Genomic DNA, 19955 nt, shown 5'->3' on the forward strand with positions numbered 1-19955 from the left:
GTCAGAGCAGCCCGGCCAGTTCCAGCTGGGTACGCACGCGGCCCGTCTCGGCGGCGTCCAGCGGCCGCAGCGGCAGCGACACCGCGTTACCGGCGATGACGCCGAGCAGGGACAGCGCGGTCTTGAACGCGCCGACGCCCCGGGTGGCGCCCGCCGAGGTGGCCGGGTCGGCGGCGTCGACGATGCGGAACAGCCGGGTCAGGCGGTCCTGCTCCCGGCGGGCGGCGGCCCAGTCGCCGGCCATGCAGGCGCGGTGCAGCCGCACGTACCCGGCCGGGTCCACGTTGCCCAGTCCGGGCACCGAGCCGGAGCCGCCCGCGAGCATCATCGCGTCGACCACCACCTCGTGGCCGGTGAGCAGGCTGAAGTCGCGCTCCGGCGCGTGCTCGGCGACGGCGAGCGCCAGCTGGCGGAACGCGACGTCGTCACCGCTGGAGTCCTTGACACCTGCGAGCACGCCGTCGGCGGCGAGCCGGGTCAGCAGGTCGACGGAGAGCTTGCTGTGCACGCAGACCGGGATGTCGTACGCCAGCAGGGGAAGCTCGACCGCCGCGGCGACCGCGCGGAAGTGCCGCTCGATCTCGTGCGGGCCGACGATGGCGTAGAACGGCGCGGTCACGACCAGGCCGTCCGCGCCCAGCCGGGTGGACGCCTCGGCCCGCTCCACGACCCGGCGGGTGGTGGGTTCGATGCAGCCGGCGATGACCGGCACGGCACCGCCGGCGGTCTTCACGATGGTCTCCAGGGCCAGGTCCCGCTGCCGGTCGGTGAGGAAGACCGTCTCGCCGGAGCTGCCGAGGGCGAAGATGCCGTCGACGCCGGCGTCGAGCAGCCACTCGACCAGCCGTTCCAGCGAGTGGACGTCGACCTCGCCCTCATCGGTCAGGGGGGTCACGGCCGGCGGCACGACTCCGGCGAACCGCGGGGCTGGGGTGGTCACAAGTTCTCCTCGACAGACTCAGTTGTGGTGCGGCCGGTCGCCGAGGTGGCGAGCGCGACCAGTTCGGTGTTGGCGGTTCCGGCGGGCACCGGGTGGTGGCAGCGGAACTCGTGGCCCTCGCCCTCGGCGGGGCGCGGTGCCGGCATGTCCACGGCGCAGCCGTCGGTGGCGGCCCAGCAGCGGGTCCGGAACGGGCAGCCGCTCGGCGGCCGGGTGGCCGACGGGACCGGGCCGACGAGCGGAATGGGCTCGATCGGGGAGAGCAGGCCCGGCGTGGCCGAGAACAACGCCCGGGTGTATGGGTGCCGGCCACCCTCGGGCAGCAGGTCGGCGGGCGTCTGCTCGACGATGCGGCCCAGGTACATGGTGACGACCCGGTCGCTGACCCGCTTGACGGTCTGGATGTCGTGCGACACCAGCACCATCGCCAGGCCGAGCCGGTCCTTGAGGTCCAGCAGCAGGTTGAGGATCTGGGCCCGCACCGAGACGTCGAGCGCGCTGGTCGGCTCGTCGGCGATGACCAGTCCCGGTTCCAGGGCCAACGCGCGGGCGATTGACACCCGCTGGCGCTGGCCGCCGGAGAGCTGGCTGGGCAGCACGTCGGCGACCGAGCGGGGCAGGCCCACGAGTGCCATCAGCTCGGCCACCCGCTGCTCGCGCTGCTGCCGGGTGCCCCGGCGGTGCACGTCGAGCGGGTCGCGCAGGATGTCGCGTACCGGCATGCGGCGGTTCAGCGAGGTGGCCGGGTCCTGGAAGATCATGCCGACGCCTGCGCCGATGTGCTCACGCCGCTCGGCGGCGCTCATCGACCACACGTCCTTGCCGGCGAACGACACCGTGCCGGCGGTCGGCCGTTGCAGGCCGACGAGCACCTTTGCGAGCGTCGACTTGCCGCAGCCGGACTCGCCCACGATGCCGACCGTCTCGCCGGCCCGGATGACCAGGTCGGCGCCGGTGAGCGCGTAGACCTTCTCCCGGCTGAACATGCCGCCGCCGCGCGCGGCGTGCACCACGTGCACGTCGCTCAGCTCGGCGATCGGCCGGTGCTCGGCGGTGGCGCTCATCGGGCCGGCTCCTTCTCGCTGACGGTGACGGCGGGGTGGTGGCAGGCGTACCCGTGGCCGTCCGTGCCCTCCAGGGCGGGTGCGGTGTCCCGGCAGATCTCGGTCGCCATCGGACAGCGGTCGGAGAACCGGCAGCCCTTCGGGAAGTCGGCGGGTGACGGCACCACGCCGCGGATCTGGGTGAGCCGTTCCGCGCCGGTCTCCAGGGACAGGACGGAACCGAGCAGGCCGCGGGCGTAGTGGTGGGCGGGTGCCTCCATCACGTCGGCGGTCACGCCGGTCTCCACGATCTGCCCGCCGTACATCACCACGACCCGGTCGGAGACGTCGCTGACCAGGGCGAGGTCGTGGCTGACCAGGATGAGGGCGAAGCCGAGCCGCTCGCGCAGGTCCAGCAGCAGCTTCATCACCTGGGCCTGCACGGTGACGTCGAGCGCGGTGGTCGGCTCGTCCGCGATGATCAGCTTCGGGTCGCGGGACAGCGCCATGGCGATCACCACGCGCTGCCGCTGCCCTCCGGACAGCTCGTGCGGGTACGCGGCGAGCGTGCGCTGCGGGTCCAGTCCGACCAGCCGCATCAGTTCCTCGGCCGAGCGGGTGCCGCCGCGGCGGATCATCTGGGCGAGCTGGGTGCCGACTCGCAGCGCCGGGTTCAGCGCCGACAGCGCGTCCTGGTAGACCATGGCGATCTCGCGGCCCATCAGGGCGCGGCGGCCCCTGGCGTTCAGCTTCAGCAGGTTCGTGTCCTGGAAGCGGATCTCGCCGCGTACCCGGGCGCCCTGCGGCAGCAGGCCCATCACCGCGAGGACGCTCAGCGACTTGCCCGAGCCGGACTCCCCCACCAGGCCGACGACCTCGCCGGGGCGGACGTCGAAGGAGAGCCCGTCGACGATGTCCACGCCGCGGTGGCGGCCCTCGAAGCCGATGGACAGGTCGCTGACCTGAAGGACCGGCTTGCCCTGCGGCAGCGGACGGGCGCGTTCGCGCAGCCGCTGCGCCGCCTCGGCGAGACCCGGCAGCTCGACCACCTCACCGGTGCCGGGCTTCGCCTGCTCCAGCGCGTCACCGCTGGTGGTGGACGTGGCACGGCGCGCGGCCGGGGCGGCCCACGCGTCGGACATGCCCTCGGAGAGCACGTTGAGCGCCAGCACGGTGAGCAGGATCAGCAGGCCGGGGAAGAACGTGGCCCACCAGCCGCCGATCTGCACCATCTCCTTGCCGAACGCGATCACCGAGCCCCACGAGGAGGCCGCCTCCTGCGGGGCGAGACCGCCGCCGATGAAGGACAGCGACGCCTCGAAGACGATCGCGTCGGCCACCATGACGGTGACGAAGACGAGGATCGGGGCGGCGCAGTTGCGCAGGACGTGCCGCCAGAGGATGTGCGGTCGCCGGGCACCGATGATGCGCTCGGCGGCCACGTAGTCCTCGCCGTACTGGGACAGCACGTTGGCGCGGACGATGCGCGCGACCGACGGCGTGAACACGAAGCCGATCGCGATCACGAGGACCAGCAGGCTGTTCTTGCCGAACGAGATGATCAGCAGCGCGGAGAGCACGATCGTGGGGAAGGCCATGACCACGTCGAGGCAGCGCATGATGATCTCGTCGACGACGGTGCGGCTGCTGCCGGCGACGGCGCCGAGGATCGCGCCGAGCACCAGCGCGATGCCGGCCGCGCCGAACCCGACGACCAGGGAGCGCCGGGTGCCGGCGACCAGCCGGGAGAAGACGTCGCGGCCGAGCTTGTCCAGGCCGAACCAGAAGTCGCCGTTCGGGCCGGTCAGCGCCGGTCCGAGCCCGGTCTGGGTGGGGTCGTGGCGCAGCAGCAGCGGGGCGAGCACGCCGACCACGACGATGAGCGCGACGAAGCCGAGCGCGAACCGGGCCGCGAGTCCGAGCCGGGCGAAGGCCATGCCGGGGCGGGACAGCCGCGTGGTGAGGGACCGGCGCATCAGTGGCCTCCGCGCAGTCGGGGGTTGGCGAAGAGGTAGAGGATGTCGACGACCAGGTTCACCAGGACGAAGCACAGCGCGATGGTCAGCACGGTGCCCTGGGCCAGCGCGGTGTCGTTCTGCTGGACGGCGCTCATGATCTGGGTGCCCATGCCTGGTAGCGAGAAGATGGCCTCGATGACGACGGTGCCGCCGATGAGGTAGCCGATCCGCAGGCCGAGCGCGGTGAGCGGGTTGACCAGCGCGTTGCGCAGCACGTTGCGGCCGATCACGACGCGCGGCGGCAGTCCGGCGCCGATCGCGGTACGGACGTAGTCCTTGTCGAGTTCCTCGACCATCGACGTGCGGACGATGCGGGCCAGCGAGCAGCCGACCGGTACGGCCAGCGCCAGAGCGGGCATGGCCAGCGACTGCAACCACAGACCGACCGAGTCGGCGGGGTTGACGTAGCCGCCGGTCGGGAAGATCGGTCGGCGGACGGAGAACTCCTGGATGAACAGCAGGGCCAGCCAGAACGAGGGCGTGGCGATGCCGGCCATGGAGACGATCCGGATGACCTGGTCGGGCCAGCGGTCCCGGTACAGGGCGGCCGGGATGCCGAGCGCCAGTGCGATGACGAGCGCGCCGGCGACGCCGAGCGCGGTGAGCTGGATGGTCAGCGGCAGCGCCATGGCGATCTTCTCGGCGACCGGGACCGACGGCGGGAACGTCATGCCCAGGTCGCCGCGGACGAGGTCGCCGAGGAAGTGCAGGTAGCGCAGCGGCAGCGGGTCGTTCAGGCCGTTGGCGGCACGGAACGCCTCGACCTGCGCCGGCGTGGCCTGGTCACCGAGGACTGACAACGCCGGGTCGATCGGGGAGAACTGCATGATCACGAAGACGAAGAGCGTGATGCCCAGCACCAGGGGGATCAGCGTCAGGAATCGTCGTGCGACCAGGTTCAGGACGGTCAGCATGGATTCTCTTTCTCGTGGCGGGGCGCCGGGACGTCCCGCCCGGCCGCACGGGTCACGTGGGCCGGGCGGGACGTCTGCGGGGCCGGAACCCCGCGCGTGGGCTCAGCCGGTCCGGCCGGTGCCCAGGAAGTACAGGCCGGTGGTGGAGGCGCCGGAGAAGCCGTCCACCTTGGCCGGGTCGTACGCGGTGACGACCTTGGTGTGCAGGATCGGGTACAGCGGCACCTGGTCCGCCGCCATGTCCAGGGCCTGCTTCCACAGCGCCTTGCGGGCCGTCTCGTCGGAGGTCTGCGCGGCCTTGTCCAGCAGGTCGCCCATGGCCTTGCGGTCGGCGTCGCTCCAGCGGTAGCGCTGGCCCGGCCAGGTCTCGCCGAAGTAGTACCAGCGCATCAGCAGGTCGGTGTCGACGCCGAAGACGCTCGGGTCACCGGTGGCCATGAGCACCCGGAAGGTGTCCTTGGGGACGATGTCGCCGTAGATGGCCGAGGACGGCACGGTGTTCAGCGTGGCGTTGACGCCGATCTTCTTCCACTGCTCGATGACCAGCGGGGCGACGTCCTTGACCACCGAGCTGTCGGTGGTGTCGAGCCGGAACGACAGGTTGGTGACGCCGGCCTCCTGGAGCAGGGCCTTGGCCTTGTCCGGGTTGTAGTCGTAGACGGTGGCGGCCTTCTGGTAGGCCTTGTTGCCCTCGTCGAGGTAGCTGGTCGCCGGGCTGCCGTAGCCGTTGAGCGCGGTCTTGATGACCGCTTCCTTGTCGATGGCGTAGTGCAGGGCCTGGCGCACCCGCTTGTCGCTGAACGGCGCGGCGGAGTTGTTGAACATGAGGAAGACCTGGTTGAAGGCCTGCTTCACGTCGATCGTGTACTTGTCCTTGAGCGAGTCGACGTTCAGGTAGGGCACGGCCTCGATGGCCTGCACCCGGCCGCCCTGCAGGTCCGACACGCGGGCCGACGCCTCGGTGGTGGTGTTCCACGTCATCGTCTCGACCTTGGCGGCGCGCGGGCCGTTGTAGTTCGCGTTCTTGCTCAGCTTGATGCCGGATTCCTTGGACGCGCTGTCCACCTTGAACGGGCCGGAGCCGATAGGGGCGGTGTCGAACGCCTTGGCCGCGGCGGCGTCGCCGGTCTTGGCCTTGGGGACGATCTTGATGACCGCGATCCGCTCGCTGAACAGGGCGAACGGGTACTTCAGCTTGAACTCGACGGTCGTCGCGTCCTTGGCGGCGACGCTGTCGAGGAACGACACGAAGCCCTGCATCAGCGGCGGCGCCTTCGGGTCCGCGGGCTTGAGCACGCGGGTGAAGGACCAGGCCACGTCCTCGGCGGTGACCGGGGTGCCGTCGGAGAACTTCGCCCCGTCACGCAGCGTCACGGTGTAGGTCCGGCCGTCGGCCCCGGGGGTCGGGTCGCTCTTGGCCAGGGCGTTGTAGGGTTCCCGCGTGATCGGGTCGAGGTCGACGAGGCCCTCGAAGACGTGCTGGTTGACCGCCGTCGCCACGGCCGAGGAGGCGTTGCTGGGATCGAAACCGCTGGAGAGCGTGAAGGCCAGCGTGGCCTCGATGGACGTGCCCCCCTTCCCGTCGCCCACGGCGTTGGTCGAGGCGGGACCGCCACTGCAGGCCGCCAGCGCGACCGCGAGGCCACCCGCGAGGGTGGCGACGGCCAGGGAGCGGACGCGGCCCCGGGGGACGTGCCGGCTCCTCGACGGCTTACCGGTGGTGCTCACGTAGCTGCCTCCATAGGCTCTTCATGCGCTCGCGTGACCGCTCGCGCTCGGGGATGTGAAGCATAAGGTGTATGACGTCTGACGTCTGATGCCGGTAGGGTGAGGGTGTCAGATTCGGGAACGAAGGGCAAGGGGCAGATGACGACCATTGACGCCAGTCCGCTACGCGGCGCCGAGCGGCCCAGCCCTCGCAGGCAGGAGGTCGCCACCAGGATCAAGGAGTACATCCTGCGCAACCGCCTGAAGCCGGGAAACCTCCTGCCCACCGAGGCGGAACTGTGCGAGGCCGTCGGCGCCAGCCGATCCAGCGTCCGCGAGGCCGTCAAGATCCTCTCCGCGCTCGACATCGTCGAGGTGCGCCACGGGCACGGCACGTTCGTCGGCCGCATGTCCCTCAACGCCCTGGTGGAGAGCCTGACCTTCCGCGGGCTGCTCAGCGGCGAGGACGACCACCGCGTACTGGCCCAGGTCGTCGACATCCGCCAGACGCTGGAGCAAGGGCTGGCCGCCACCGTCATCGACGCCCTGGACGAGCAGCACCGGTCGGAGCTGTCCGCGCTCGCCGACGAGATGCACAGCCGGGCGGCCCGGGGCGAGGACTTCCTCGACGTCGACCGCGCGTTCCACCTGAAGCTGATGGAACCCCTCGGCAACGACCTGCTGGTCCAGCTGACCGAGGCGTTCTGGCAGGTGCAGGCCATCGTCGCGCCCACGCTGCAGACCGAGCCGGAGGACCGGGTCATCACCGCCCAGCGGCACCAGGCGATCGTCGCCGCCCTCACCGCCGCCGACGCGGCGGCGCTGCGCTCGGCCGTCGCCGAGCACTACGCGCCCATCCGGGCGAGCATCGCCCGCGCCGCGCAGACCTGATCCGCCGTACGCCGGGGCCTGTCGTTCGAGCCTGATCGAAGGTCTCTGTCCCGGGGCTCGCCCCGCGCCGAAGCTGTCTTCTGACGGGCGCATCGGGCGCCCCGGACAGCCGAGGTGCATGTCATGGCGGTGGTGTCGCGCCGAACGCGGTCATTGTGGTACGCCGTCGCGGTCCCCGCCGCTCTCGCGGCGGCGGTGGCCGGGGCGCTGGGCGCCCACCCGGACATCGCGCCGCCGTCCGAGGGTCACGCCTCGGCCGGGCCGCCCGCGGCGAGCGCGGCCGCCGTGCCGGTCCCGCCCGTCTCCGGTACGCCCGCCGAGGTGCGGTACGCCGCCACGCAGGCGCTGATCCGCGACTGCATGCAGCGTCGCGGGTTCCGCTACTGGCCGGTGCCCCGGCAGCCGGTGCCGGAGCTGCGCGAATTCCCGTACGTCCTCGACGACGTGTCCTACGCCCGCCGGCACGGATACGGCACCGCCCTGGAACGCCGCCTCCAGGAGACGATGGCGGCCGACCCGAACGCGCGGTACGTACGGGACCTGCCCCCGGAGCGCGGCGCCGCCGCCGTACGCGCGGTGAACGGCGACCCCGGCGAGCCCGACGCCCTGCGCGCGACGCTGCCGGCCGGCGGGGTGCTGCGCCGCAGCAGTCACAGCTGCACGTCCGAGGCGGAGCGACAGCTCTATCGCGACCTGCCCGGCTGGTACCGGGTCACCAGGATCACCGACAACCTGGCCGGGCTGCGCATCGGCCGGGTGCTCGCCGACCCCCGCTACGCCGACGGTGTGAGGGCGTGGCGGCGGTGCATGCGCGCCGCCGGGCACGACTCCGCCGACCCGGCATCGGCTCGCGCGTCGGCACCCGAGCCGACGTCCGGCTCCGTCACGCCCGGCGAGATCCGGCTCGCGGTGTCCGAGGCGACCTGCGCGACGCGAACCGGGCTCGGCCGGCTCGCCCGGCGGCTCGACGCCGAGCACCGCCGCGCCCTCGACCGGCAGTTCCACACCGAGGTCGCCGAACGGCTCCGCCTGGAGGCCGCCGCGCTGCCGCGGGCCCGCGCCGTGCTGGCCGCCGGCTGACCCACCCCAAGACTTCCGTGGCGGCCCGCCACGGCAGAACCCGACCGGAGGGAAGCACCATGAGAGCAGTACGGTCCGTGCTGGCCACAGTGGCCGCGGCGGCAGCCGCGCTGGCCTTCACCGCCACCGCCGCCCAGGCCGCGCCGCGGCCGACCCCGCACGCCGACGCGCAGCGTGCCGCCGCGGGCAGCGGCTACCTGTACGTCAGCCAGGACGCCAACTGGGCCGGCCGGTGGTGCTGGTGGTACAACGCCGACAACAACTGGGACACGATCAACACGGCGGAGAACGCCAACTGCGACAACAACAACCGGGCCAGCATGCGCAACCTGGCGTCCTCGGCGTGGAACGACTCGAACGGCGGCCGGCCGGTCGCCCTCTACATCCACCCCGACTACACCGGCGCGTACGCCTGCCTGGGCGCCGGCGACGCGTGGGACAACCTCACCGGCGTCTGGTTCAGCTGGGGCTCCAACCGGGACGGCTACATGGCGAACGCCAACGACAACATCGCCTCCCACCGGTGGCGCACGAGCTGCAGCGCGGGCTGAGCCGACACACGGCGGGGCGGCAGCCGTGCGGCTGCCGCCCCGCCCCATCCCTATTCAGTTATAGATGTCAATGTCGCAGACGAGACTGAGTGCGGCGGCACACGTCGGAACACTGTGCGTCATGGGGACGCTGCGCATCCACTTCACGGCCGGGGACCTCAGCCGCACCCGGCTGGCGGCCCGGCCCGATCCACTGTGGGAGATCATCTGCAGCCTGCACCGCCTCCAGACCCGGGCCGGTTACGCGGGTTACGCCCGGTGGCACCGGCAGATCCGCCCGGACCTGGAGCGGGCCGGTCTCGTCCCGGTCGTCCGCGAACGGCTGCTGCCCGTCGCGCCGCTCAAGCGGTACTTCCCCGACTTCCTCACCCCCGGCCCGGTCACCGACCTCGACGAGGGGATCGACCGGGTGCTCGGCACCCCGGCCCGGCGGATCCGCACCGAACTGGGGCGGATGGTGACGCCCGTCGACAGCGCCTGGCTGGTCGACCTGGCCGCCGGCCGGTCCGCCGCGCGACACGGCCTCGGCGACGCGCTGCGCGCCTACTTCCGGGTCGCGCTCGCTCCGTACTGGACGCAGATCACCGCCGCCGTCTCCGGCGACCGGGCGCTGCGCGGGGCCTGGGTCCTCGACAGCGGCGCCGGGCAGATACTCGACGACCTGAGCCCGGAGACCTCCTGGGATCCGCCGGTGCTGTCCGTGCACGGCTACCCGGAGGACCGGGACATGCATCTCGACGGCCGGGGCATCACGCTGGTCCCGTCGTACTTCTGCTGGCACGCGCCGATCACACTGGCCGATCCCGAGCTGCCACCGACGCTCGTCTATCCGGCACGCCGGCAGCGACCGGAACCGACGCCGCCGGCGGGCTCGCAACGCCGGCTCGGGCCGCTGCTCGGCCACACCCGGGTGGCGGTCCTGCGCGCCGCCGCGAGCGGCGCCACCACCGGCGAGCTGGCCCGGCGCGCCCGCATCTCGCCGGCCACGACCAGCCATCACACCACCATCCTGCGCGAGGCCGGGCTGATCACCAGCCAGCGGCACGGCAACCTCATGCTGCACCGGCTCACCGCGATGGGCGAGGCGCTCCTGGGCGAGACGCCCGGGCAGGACGGCTGAAGGCTCGCGAACCGTACGGGGACGTCGACCGGAACCGATCCTTGACGGGCCGGGGTGAAGCCGCCTAGCGTGCAGACATCGGACATCTGACGTCAGATTGATGCCCGATTCCCCCTCCCCCGTCCCCGGAAGGAACCACGTGTCCCCTCGCCGCGCCATACCGCGCCGCGCAACCGTCCTCGCGGCGGCCGCCCTCACCCTGCTCTCCGTACTGCCCGCCACCGCCGCCCAGGCCGCCGCCCCCGCCGGTGTGACCGCCACCGTCGGCGCCGACTGCACCGCCGGCCGGCTGCTGCTCGACCTCGACAACCGCAGCGCCACGACGCAGACCTACACCGTCACCTGGCCGGGTCGCACCGGCTCGCCGTGGACCCGCACGGTCGCCGCCGGTGGCAGCGCCGAGCTGTACTGGACGCTGTCCCCCGGCACGCCGTACACGCTGCGCACCACGACCCCGACCGGTCTGGACGACACCACCAGCGGCATCTTCCACTGCGGCACCGGCATGTCCGCGCTGGCCGGCTTCGACTGCACGAACGGCCGCCTCCAGCTCGCCCTGGAGAACCGCACCACGACGGCCCGGGACTTCACAGTCACCTGGCCCGGACGCACCGGCTCGCCGTGGACCCGCACCGTCGCCGCCGGCGGCAACTACCTGCACTACTGGACCGTCGGCGCCGGCACCCCGTACACGCTGCGGGTCACCGCGCCGGGTTTCGACACCACGCTGCGCGGCACCACCTCCTGCGACCTCGCCGCCGGTAACCCGCAGCTCGCCACCACCACGCTGCTGACCACGCAGACGGTGATCCGCGACCTCAACGGAGCCGGTGGCCGGTACGACGGCACCGTCGCCTCGGTCCGCATCCCCGGCCTGGCCGTCACCAACAACGGCACCGTCGTCGCCGTGGCCGACGCGCGCGTGAACGGCTCGTACGACCTCGGCGGCGGCACCAACAACATCCAGATCGTGATGATCCGCAGCACCGACGGCGGCCGTACCTTCGAGCAGCCCCGCGTCATCCACGCCCCGCCCACCACCAGCGAGGGCGTCGGCGACCCCAGCCTGCTCGTGGACCGCGCCACCGGCGTCGTCTACTGCTTCTTCACCTACTCCCCCCGGCCCGGCATCAGCTTCTGGTCCGGCGGCTCCGGCCTGAACACCGCCGACGACCCGAACAGCATGCATCTGCGTTACATCACCAGCCGGGACAACGGCGCCACCTGGAGCGCGCTGGTGGAGCTGAACCCCGCGGTCAAGGACCCCACCTGGCGGCAGGTGTTCTTCTCCTCCGGCCACGGCATCCAGACCAGCACCGGCCGCCTGATCCAGCCGATCGCCTACCGGGACTCCGCCGGCACCAGCCACGCCGCGAACATCTACAGCGACGACCACGGCGTGACCTGGCGCCGCGGCGGATCCGCCGGCGGGAACATCAACGAGAGCAAGGCGATCGAGCGCGGCACCGGCGCGGTGGTGCAGAACATGCGGCACAACTCGACCCGCAGCCGGTTCTACGCCACCTCCGCCGACGGGGGCGCGACGTTCGGTACGGCGACGGCGAGCGCCCTGCTGCCCGACCCGCTGTGCAACGCCGACGAGATGTCCTACCTGCGCCCCGCCGAGGTCGGCGCGAACCGGGCGCCGGTACGCACCCGCACGGCGCTGTTCAGCAACAACGCGCACCCGACCGCGCGCAACGACCTCACCGTACGGCTGTCCACCGACGACGGCGCGACCTGGCCGGCGCGGGCGCTGGTCAAGCCCGGCGGCGCCGGCTACTCGACGATGGCGGTCCTGGCCGACGGCACGGTCGGCAACCTGTACGAGGTGGGCAACACCGGCGGCATCTACTTCGCCCGGTTCAGCCTCGACTGGGTGAAGGGCGCCTGACCGCCGTGTCCCGCCCGGACGGCGTCGTCCGGGCGGGGCACGGTCAGCGCTGCCAGCGGACCACGCCACCGACCACCGTCAGTGCCACTGTCAGGTCCCGCAGCCGCGCCGGTTCGACCCGGTACGGGTCGGTGGGCAGCACGATGAAGTCGGCGAGCATGCCGGGGCGCAACCGGCCCTTCAGGTGCTCCTCGTAGGAGGCGTACGCGCCGGCCTCGGTGAAGCACCGCAGCGCCGTGTCCAGGTCGAGCCGCTCGTGCGGGTCGACGCCGCCGGGCGGGGTGCCGTCGGGCTGCTGGCGGGTCACCGCGGCGTGGATGCCGAAGAACGGGTCGGGGTCCTCCACCGGGGCGTCCGACCCGAACGCCACTGTGGCCCCGGCGTCGAGCAGGCTGCGCCAGGCGTACGAGGCCAGGCCCCGGCCGGCGAGCATCCGGGTGGTGAGCGGGATGTCGCTGGTGCAGTGGGTGGGCTGCATCGAGGCGATCACGCCGTGGCGGGCGAGCAGCGGCACGTCGTCCGGCAGCAGGTGCTGGGTGTGCTCGATCCGGTGCCGCAGCCGCGCCACCGCGCCGGGATCGGCCGACTCGCGCCAGCGCGCGTACGCCCGCAGCACCATCCGGTTCGCCGCGTCGCCGATGGCGTGCGCGGCCACCGCGATCCCCGCCCCGGCGGCGGTCGCCACCAGCCGCTCGAACTCCTCGGCCGGGGTGACGGCGATGCCGTGGTTGCCGGGCTCCCCGTCGTACGGCTCGGTCATCAGGCAGGTGTGTGAGCCGAGCGCGCCGTCGGTGAAGATCTTCACCGGGCCGGTGCTCAGCCAGCGGTCGCCGTCCCCGGTGGCCCAGCCGGCGTCGATCGCCTCGTCCAGGGCCGTGGCGGGGATCGTCTTGTGCACCCGCAGCGGCAGCTCGCCGCGCGCGTACAGCGTCTCGTAGGCGGCGCGGGCGTCCTGCCCGTCGAGGTCGTGGATGCCGGTCAGCCCGGCGGCGAGCAGCCGGGGCAGGTGGGTGCGCAACTGCGCGACCAGGTCACCGGCGTGCGGGGAGCGCACCACCGCGTACGCCGCGTCCGCCGCCGCCTCGCGCAGGATGCCGGTCGGTTCGCCGTGCTCGTCCCGCGCGATCTGCCCGCCGGCCGGGTCGGGGGTGGTGGCGTCGATGCCGAGGCGGGCCAGGGCGGCGGTGTTCACCCAGATGGTGTGGCCGTCGATGCTGGGCAGCGCCGCCGGCCGGTCCGGGCAGACCCGGTCCAGGTCGGTGCGGGTCGGCTGCACCGGCCGGGTCCACTTGTTGCTGTCCCACCCGCCGCCGAGCAGCCAGGCGTCCGGCGGCAGCGTGGCGGCGTGCCGGGCGATCCGGGTCAGCGCCTCGTCGAGGCTCGCCGTGCCGCGCAGGTCCACCTGGTTCAGCCCGCGCACGTAGGACGCCGCGTGGATGTGACTGTCGATCAGCCCGGGCAGCACGACCGCTCCGCCGAGGTCGACCCGGCGCGCGCCGCCGCCGGCCCGGTCCCGGCACTCGGCGAGGTCACCGACGGCGACGATCCGCTCGCCGCGGACCAGCATCGCCTCGGCGTACGGGCGGTCCGGGTCGAGCGTGTGGATGCGGGCGTTCTCGTAGACCGTGCCGCTCATGGGCTCCCTGCCTCGGCGCTCGTACGGAGTGTCAGGACGTGCGGACCGGCGCCGTCTCCTCCGGCTCACCGGCCCGGTCCGCGCGGATCCGGTCGATGTGGTCGGCCAGCTCGTCGGTGATCAGCAGGTCCCGCCGGATGTCGTCGTGCGGGTACGCGGTCCGCCCGACCATGTGCGCCGCGACCGGGGCGGTGGCGAGCTGGAACAGGCCGACGAGGACCAGCGTGGTGATGTCCACCCCGGTACGCAGCCGCAGCGCGCAGCCGAGCAGCACCAGCAGCAGCCCGAGCACCTGCGGCTTGGCGGCCGCGTGCATGCGTGACAGCACGTCCGGGAAGCGGACCAGCGCGATGCCCGCGGCGAGGCAGAGCAGGGCGCCGGCGATCAGGCAGACGCTGGCGACGATGTCCAGGATCGCGTCGGCGGTCACTTCGGGCTTCTCCGGGACGCGAACCGGGCGACGCTCACCGAGCCGACGAAGCCGACGAGCGCGAGGACGACGAGGACCGGCAGCGCTGTGGCGTCCCGGCTGTAGGCCGCCTCGGTGGCGATGGCCGCGACCGCGACGGCGAGCAGCACGTCGGTGGCGACGGCCCGGTCGAGGATGGACGGCCCGCGGATGATGCGGACGAGGGTGAGTCCACCGGCCGCGACGAGCAGCGCGGTGACGATCACGGCGACGACGGTCACGTCGGTGCTCCTTCCAGTTCGACCGAACCGGCGGGTTCGGCCTCGTCGTGGCGGATCCGGTCGCGCTCCTCGGCCGAGCCGACGGCGGCGACGATGCGCGCCTCCAGCTCCAGCACGCTGCGCCGGAACCGTTCCACCTCGTCGGGGCTCCGGATGCCGATGACGTGCACGTAGAGCGTCCCGGTACTCCGGTCGGCCTCCAGGATGAGACTGCCCGGCACCAGCGACAGCGCCTCGGCGTTGAGGGTCAGGTTGAGGTCGGTGTTCACCCGCAGGCGCACCGCGATGATCGCCGAGTGCGGGTGCCCGGGCCGGACGGCCAGCCAGGCCACCTGGGCGGACGCGACCACCAGGTCGTACAGGAAGCGGACCAGGAACCGCAGCAGCGGCACCGGCCGGATCCGGCCGGCGAACGTGACAGGGGGCAGCGGGAAGACGACGAGCAGCACGGCAGCGACCACGAGTCCGCTGATCACGTTGGCCCAGCTGAAGGTGCCCCACAGCAGCACCCAGACGGTGACGAGGCCGGTCACCGCTACGGCCCGGTTGCGCCAGCGGTCACGGCGGGTCAGTGGCGCTTTCGGCTGACTGGTCACGGCGGTCCCTCCGGGAACACGGCCTCGACGTACGGGGCACGGCGCAACAGGTCGTCGGCGGCGTCGGTGCTGATGTCGAACAGCGGTCCGGCCACCACCGTCAGCGCCAGGCCGAGCACTACGAGGGCGGCGGTGGACACCGTCATCAGCCGGGGCAGCACCGCCCCGGCCGGCGCCGGGCCGTCGTGCGGCTGCTCGGCGCCGTCGGTGCGGGCCGCCTGGTCGGCGTCACCGGGCTCCGGCATGTCCGCGTGCGGGGCCCGCCAGAAGGCGAGGTTCCACACCCGGGCGATGGCGTAGAGCGTGAGCAGGCTGGTGAGCAGTCCCCCGGCGACGAGCGACCAGGCCAGGAACCCGCCGTCGTCGACGCCGGCCTGCACCAGGCCGAGCTTGCCGAGGAACCCGGAGAACGGTGGTATGCCGGCCAGGTTCAGCGCGGGCACGAAGAACAGCACCGCCAGCAGTGGTGACAGCCGGGCCAGCCCGCCGAGGCGGTCCAGCGCGGTGCTGCCGCCGCGTCGTTCGACCAGGCCGGCGGCGAGGAACAGGGTGGTCTGGATGGTGATGTGGTGGACAACGTAGAAGATCGCCGCGGACAGGCCGAGCGGGGTGGTCAGCCCGACCCCGAACAGCATGTACCCGATGTGGCTGACGAGCGTGAACGACAACAGCCGTTTGATGTCCGACTGCGCCACCGCGCCGAGGATGCCCACCACCATGGTCAGCGCCGCTATCACCATGAGCAGGTCGGCGGTGCGGCCGCCGGGGAACAGCAGCGTCTCGGTGCGGATGATCGCGTACACGCCGACCTTGGTGAGCAGGCCGGCGAAGACCGCCGTCACCGGGGCGGGCGCGGTCGGGTAGCTGTCCGGCAGCCACGCGGACAGCGGGAACACCGCCGCCTTGATGCCGAACGCGAGCAGCAGCATGCCCTGGAGCACCAGGCGGATGTCGTCGGGCAGCGCGTCCAGGCGGTCGGCGAGCTGCGCCAGGTTCAGCGTGCCGGTGGCGGAGTAGACCAGGCCGATCGCCACCAGGAAGATCAGCGACGAGAGCAGGCTGACCACGACGTACGTGGTGCCGGCCCGGATCCGCGTCTCGGTGCTGCCCAGCGTCAGCAGCACGTAGCTCGCCACGAGCAGGATCTCGAAGCCGACGTAGAGGTTGAACAGGTCGCCGGAGAGGAAGGCGTTGCAGACGCCCGCGGTCAGCACCAGATAGGTCGGGTGGTAGACCGACAGCGGCGTCTCCTCGTTGCCGTCGGCCATGCCCTGCCCGATGGAGTAGACGAGCACGCACAGGGTGACCGAGGCGGACACGACGAGCATCAGCGCGGCGAGCTGGTCGGCGACGAGCACGATGCCCATCGGCGCCACCCAGCCGCCCACCTCCACCACGAGCGGGCCGTCCAGCGACGAGCGGACCAGGAGCATCGCGGCCACCGCGACGGTGGCGGTGAGCACGATGATGCTGACCCACCGCTGGGCGCGGGCCCGGCGGGCGAGCAGCAGGGTGAGGGCGGCGCCGAGCAGCGGCATCACCACCGGCAGCGGTACGAGCCAGGTCATCGGACGGCCTCCGCCTCACCGGCGGCGAGCACCCGCGCCTCGGGGCTGCCGTCGGCGGTGTCGACGCCGTCGGTGTCCGAGGTGCCCGGGCCCTCGTCCCGGTCGGCCAGCTCCATGATCCGGCGGTCCTCGACGTCGTCCTGCACCTCGTCGTGCCCGTTGAGGTGCCAGCTCCGGTAGGCCAGCGCGAGCAGGAAAGCGGTCATGCCGAGCGTGATCACGATCGCGGTCAGCACCATCGCCTGCGGCAGCGGGTCGGACATGTCCTCCTCGGCGGTGGTGCCGACGATCGGCGGGCCGCCGGCCCGGCCGCCGGTGAGCAGCAGCAGGTTGGCGCCGTTGCCGAGCAGGATGACCCCCATCAGGACGCGGGTGAGGCTGCGTTCCAGCAGCAGGGTGACGCCGGTGGCGAACAGGACGCCGATGACCACGACGTAGACCAGGTTGGGGATGTTCGGGCTCACACCAGCTCCTCTTCCCGTACGCCGGCCGGTTCGGTCTCCTGTTCGTCGACCTCCTCCTGGCGGTCCATCTCGGCGCCCAGGCTGCGCAGGATGTCCAGGACGAGGCCGACCACGATGAGGTAGACGCCCACGTCGAAGAAGACCGACGTCACGAAGTGCACGTGGCCGAGCAGCGGCAGGTGGAAGTCGAGCGTCGCGCTCTGGAGGAACTCGCCGCCCAGCAGCATCGCGGCCACGCCGGTGCCGACCGCCACGAACAGGCCCGCGCCGAGCACCAGGCCGGCGTCGACCGGCGCGGCGCCGTTGAGTTCGGTACGCCCACCGGCCAGGTATCGCACGGCGAGCCCCAGCCCGGCGACCAGCCCGGCGGCGAACCCGCCACCGGGGGCGTTGTGGCCGGAGAAGAGCAGGTAGATCGAGAACAGCAGGATGGCGTGGAACAGCAGGCGGGTGACCACCTGGAGGATCACCGACTGCTGCCGGGAGGTCGCGCCGGTGGTGAGCCAGCGCGGGCGCGACGACTGCTGCCGGCCCGCGCCGGGGATGCCGCTGCGCAGGTCCAGCGCGCGGGAGCGGCGGAAGATCAGGCTGGCCACGCCGGTGGCGGCCACGACCAGCACGGCGATCTCGCCCATCGTGTCCCAGGCGCGGATGTCGACGAGCGTCACGTTGACGACGTTCTTGCCGCCGCCGTAGGAGACGGCCTCCTCCGGGAAGCCGACCGAGATCGGCGTGGCGGTCCGGCTGCCCGCCGCCACGTACGCCATCCCGGCGGTGACCACGCCGACGGCGACGCCGAGCGCGACCCGGAACCGCCGGGTGGCGCGGATCGGGCGGGCCGAGAACCGGCGCGGCAGGCGGCGCAGCACCAGCACGAACATCACGATCGTGACGGTCTCCACCAGGAACTGGGTGAGCGCGAGGTCGGGCGCGCCGTGCAGGATGAACATCAGCGCCGTGCCGTAGCCGGTCACGCCGACCAGGATCATCGCGGTCAGCCGGCGGCGGGCCCGCGCGGCCACTACCGCCGCGACCACGATGACCGCGCCGGCGACGGCCTGCAACGGGGTGTCCCAGAGCTGGAACCGCCGGGCCCACGGCGCGCCGGCGAGCACCGCGCCGCCGGGCAGCACGACCAGGACCAGCAGGATGACGCCGAGGTAGAAGGGCAGCGAGCCGCGCTGGGTGGCGCCGGTCAGCTCCACCGCCGCGCGGTCGACCGCGCCGGCCAGCCGGTCGTAGCCGGTGGCGCCGTCGAACGGCAGCCGCGGCAGGTAGGGCCGGCGCCGGTGCAGCAGCAGGAACAGCCCGAGACCGGCGGTCACCGCCAGCGCCGACAGGCCGAGCGCCGGGGTCAGCCCGTGCCAGAGCGCGAGGTGGTAGCCGGGGTCGGCGGTCGGGAACTGATCGGCGTACGGGGCCAGCACCCGGTCCACCGCGGGGGCGAGGACGCCGACGGCGAGGCCGGCGAGGGCGAGCACCGCCGCCGGGCCGATGAACGCCGGCTCGATCCGGTGCGGCCGGGTCTCCGCGACGCCGGGCTTGGCGGCGAACGCGCCCCAGAGGAACCGCGCGGTGTACGCGACGGTCAGCGCCGAGCCGGTCACCACTCCGGCGAGCACGACCAGTTCGGTGGTGCCGCCGTGCAGGAACGCCTCGAGCGCGGCCTCCTTGGCCACGAAGCCGATCAGCGGCGGCAGGCCCGCCATCGAGGCGGCCGCGAGTCCGGCGACCGCCGCGAGCACCGGGGCGCGCCGGCCCAGGCCGCTGAGTTCGCGCAGGTCGCGGGTGCCGGTGACGTGGTCGACGACGCCGACGACGAGGAACAGTGTGGCTTTGAACAGGGCGTGTGCCAGCAGCATCGCGGCGCCGGCCAGTGCGGTGTCGCGGGTGCCCGCGCCGAGGATCACCATGAGCAGGCCGAGCTGGCTCACAGTGCCGTACGCCAGCAGCAGCTTCAGGTCGACCTGCCGCAGCGCCGTCCACCCGCCGAGGAACAGGGTGATCAGGCCGCCGGCCAGCAGGACGCCGCGCCACACGGTGGTCTGGCCCACCGCCGGGCCCATGAGCGCGGCCAGGAAGACGCCCGCTTTGACCATGGCGGCGGCGTGCAGGTACGCGCTGACCGGGGTGGGCGCGGCCATCGCGCGCGGCAGCCAGAAGCTGAACGGGAAGATCGCCGACTTGCTGGTCACGCCGAGCAGGACGAGCACCAGCGCGACGGTGAGGTAGCCGCCCTCGGGCAGGTTCCCGGCGATCTCCGACCACCGGTACGAGCCGGCGTGCTGGCCGAGCATCACGAACCCGGCGAGCATCGCCAGGCCGCCCAGTGTGGTCACCAGCAGCGCCTGCATCGCCGCGCGGCGGCTGGCCCGTTTGGTCGGGTCGCTGCCGATCAGCAGGTACGAGAAGACGGTGGTGAGTTCCCAGAACACGTACAGCAGCAGCAGGTCGTCGGAGACGACCAGGCCGAGCATCGCGCCGGCGAACGCGACGAACACCGCGGCGAACCGGCCGAGGCCGGGGTCGTCGGAGCGGAAGTAGCGCGCGCTGTAGGCCAGCACGAGGGCGCCGACCCCACCGACGAGCAGCACCAGCAGCCAGGACAGCGTGCCCATGCGCAGCGCGAGTTCCAGGCCGAGCTGCGGCACCCAGGTGACGGTCTCGACGACGGGCCGGCCCGCACGGACCGGTTCGGTGCGGGTCACCGCCCAGATCAGGGCCGCCGCCGGGACGGCCGCCAGCAGGTAGAGAGCCCGCCGACCGAGGAGGCGTACCAGCACGGGGGCGGTCACGGCTGCGAACGCATGGACCGCCACCAGAACCAGCACACACACTCCTCA

17 protein-coding genes are annotated in these 19955 nt (G+C 72.7%); 5 read left to right on the plus strand and 12 right to left on the minus strand.

The annotated features are described in order from the left end of the window. Position 1: 1 nt before the first annotated feature. The 5 genes from FB454_RS22775 to FB454_RS22795 form a co-directional block, all read right to left on the minus strand. Positions 2-940, minus strand: a complete 939-nt coding sequence (locus FB454_RS22775; protein WP_013285839.1) for a dihydrodipicolinate synthase family protein — start codon at positions 938-940, stop codon at positions 2-4. Further along, on the minus strand, positions 937-2004 hold the full coding sequence (locus tag FB454_RS22780) for an oligopeptide/dipeptide ABC transporter ATP-binding protein (RefSeq protein WP_013285838.1): 1068 nt from the start codon (positions 2002-2004) through the stop codon (positions 937-939). The genes FB454_RS22775 and FB454_RS22780 overlap by 4 nt, the downstream gene beginning before the upstream one ends. Next, entirely contained in the window at positions 2001-3959 is a 1959-nt protein-coding gene (locus FB454_RS22785) for a dipeptide/oligopeptide/nickel ABC transporter permease/ATP-binding protein (protein WP_071095455.1), read from the minus strand. The genes FB454_RS22780 and FB454_RS22785 overlap by 4 nt, the downstream gene beginning before the upstream one ends. Further along, positions 3959-4915 (minus strand): ABC transporter permease, encoded by a 957-nt coding sequence (locus FB454_RS22790; protein ID WP_047891512.1) that lies wholly within the window; start codon positions 4913-4915, stop codon positions 3959-3961. Before FB454_RS22790 ends, FB454_RS22785 begins: the two co-directional genes overlap by 1 nt. Positions 4916-5017: 102 nt before the next feature. After that, positions 5018-6643, minus strand: coding sequence for an ABC transporter substrate-binding protein (locus tag FB454_RS22795; RefSeq protein WP_145823446.1), 1626 nt, complete (start codon positions 6641-6643; stop codon positions 5018-5020). A gap of 138 nt (positions 6644-6781) precedes the next feature. Here FB454_RS22795 and FB454_RS22800 point away from each other — a divergent pair, with 138 nt between their 5' ends. From FB454_RS22800 to FB454_RS22820, 5 genes are all read left to right on the plus strand, one after another. Beyond that, positions 6782-7513, plus strand: a complete 732-nt coding sequence (locus tag FB454_RS22800) for a FadR/GntR family transcriptional regulator (protein ID WP_013285834.1) — start codon at positions 6782-6784, stop codon at positions 7511-7513. Positions 7514-7636: 123 nt separating this feature from the next. Then, positions 7637-8593 carry a hypothetical protein gene (locus FB454_RS22805; protein WP_047891511.1) on the plus strand — a complete coding sequence of 319 codons (957 nt, stop codon included), beginning with the start codon at positions 7637-7639 and terminating at the stop codon, positions 8591-8593. A gap of 59 nt (positions 8594-8652) precedes the next feature. Beyond that, positions 8653-9144, plus strand: a complete 492-nt coding sequence (locus FB454_RS22810; protein ID WP_013285832.1) for a hypothetical protein — start codon at positions 8653-8655, stop codon at positions 9142-9144. A gap of 121 nt (positions 9145-9265) precedes the next feature. Continuing rightward, positions 9266-10264 carry an ArsR/SmtB family transcription factor gene (locus tag FB454_RS22815; RefSeq protein ID WP_047891510.1) on the plus strand — a complete coding sequence of 333 codons (999 nt, stop codon included), beginning with the start codon at positions 9266-9268 and terminating at the stop codon, positions 10262-10264. A 139-nt stretch (positions 10265-10403) separates the two neighbouring features. Then, positions 10404-12158, plus strand: a complete 1755-nt coding sequence (locus FB454_RS22820; protein WP_186461638.1) for an exo-alpha-sialidase — start codon at positions 10404-10406, stop codon at positions 12156-12158. A gap of 43 nt (positions 12159-12201) precedes the next feature. Here FB454_RS22820 and FB454_RS22825 read toward each other — a convergent pair whose 3' ends face one another. From FB454_RS22825 to FB454_RS22855, 7 genes are read right to left on the minus strand one after another with little or no spacing between them, the layout of a single operon-like run. Then, on the minus strand, positions 12202-13794 hold the full coding sequence (locus tag FB454_RS22825; RefSeq protein WP_145823448.1) for an amidohydrolase: 1593 nt from the start codon (positions 13792-13794) through the stop codon (positions 12202-12204). Positions 13795-13825: 31 nt separating this feature from the next. After that, positions 13826-14224: a monovalent cation/H(+) antiporter subunit G gene (mnhG, locus tag FB454_RS22830; RefSeq protein WP_013477152.1), complete on the minus strand. Its 399-nt coding sequence runs from the start codon at positions 14222-14224 to the stop codon at positions 13826-13828. Continuing rightward, entirely contained in the window at positions 14221-14484 is a 264-nt protein-coding gene (locus FB454_RS22835; RefSeq protein ID WP_013285827.1) for a monovalent cation/H+ antiporter complex subunit F, read from the minus strand. Before FB454_RS22835 ends, mnhG begins: the two co-directional genes overlap by 4 nt. Further along, positions 14481-15080 (minus strand): Na+/H+ antiporter subunit E, encoded by a 600-nt coding sequence (locus tag FB454_RS22840; protein ID WP_013285826.1) that lies wholly within the window; start codon positions 15078-15080, stop codon positions 14481-14483. Before FB454_RS22840 ends, FB454_RS22835 begins: the two co-directional genes overlap by 4 nt. Next, positions 15077-16648, minus strand: coding sequence for a Na+/H+ antiporter subunit D (locus FB454_RS22845; protein ID WP_013477154.1), 1572 nt, complete (start codon positions 16646-16648; stop codon positions 15077-15079). The genes FB454_RS22840 and FB454_RS22845 overlap by 4 nt, the downstream gene beginning before the upstream one ends. Beyond that, the gene (locus FB454_RS22850; protein ID WP_013285824.1) at positions 16645-17112 is read right to left on the minus strand and encodes a Na(+)/H(+) antiporter subunit C; all 468 of its coding nucleotides are present in this window, start codon (positions 17110-17112) and stop codon (positions 16645-16647) included. Before FB454_RS22850 ends, FB454_RS22845 begins: the two co-directional genes overlap by 4 nt. After that, a complete protein-coding gene (locus FB454_RS22855; RefSeq protein ID WP_013285823.1) occupies positions 17109-19943 on the minus strand; it encodes a Na+/H+ antiporter subunit A in 2835 nt (944 codons plus the stop codon). Before FB454_RS22855 ends, FB454_RS22850 begins: the two co-directional genes overlap by 4 nt. Positions 19944-19955 lie beyond the last annotated feature (12 nt).

The organism is Micromonospora sp. CNZ297 (assembly GCF_007827625.1).

Coding starts and splice junctions, on each gene's coding strand:
- FB454_RS22785 (WP_071095455.1), bottom strand. CDS start 3,959: ATGCGCCGGTCCCTCACCACGCGGCTGTCCCGCCCCGGCATGGCCTTC.
- FB454_RS22805 (WP_047891511.1), top strand. CDS start 7,637: ATGGCGGTGGTGTCGCGCCGAACGCGGTCATTGTGGTACGCCGTCGCG.
- FB454_RS22810 (WP_013285832.1), top strand. CDS start 8,653: ATGAGAGCAGTACGGTCCGTGCTGGCCACAGTGGCCGCGGCGGCAGCC.
- FB454_RS22815 (WP_047891510.1), top strand. CDS start 9,266: ATGGGGACGCTGCGCATCCACTTCACGGCCGGGGACCTCAGCCGCACC.
- FB454_RS22845 (WP_013477154.1), bottom strand. CDS start 16,648: ATGACCTGGCTCGTACCGCTGCCGGTGGTGATGCCGCTGCTCGGCGCC.
- FB454_RS22800 (WP_013285834.1), top strand. CDS start 6,782: ATGACGACCATTGACGCCAGTCCGCTACGCGGCGCCGAGCGGCCCAGC.
- FB454_RS22790 (WP_047891512.1), bottom strand. CDS start 4,915: ATGCTGACCGTCCTGAACCTGGTCGCACGACGATTCCTGACGCTGATC.
- FB454_RS22825 (WP_145823448.1), bottom strand. CDS start 13,794: ATGAGCGGCACGGTCTACGAGAACGCCCGCATCCACACGCTCGACCCG.
- FB454_RS22780 (WP_013285838.1), bottom strand. CDS start 2,004: ATGAGCGCCACCGCCGAGCACCGGCCGATCGCCGAGCTGAGCGACGTG.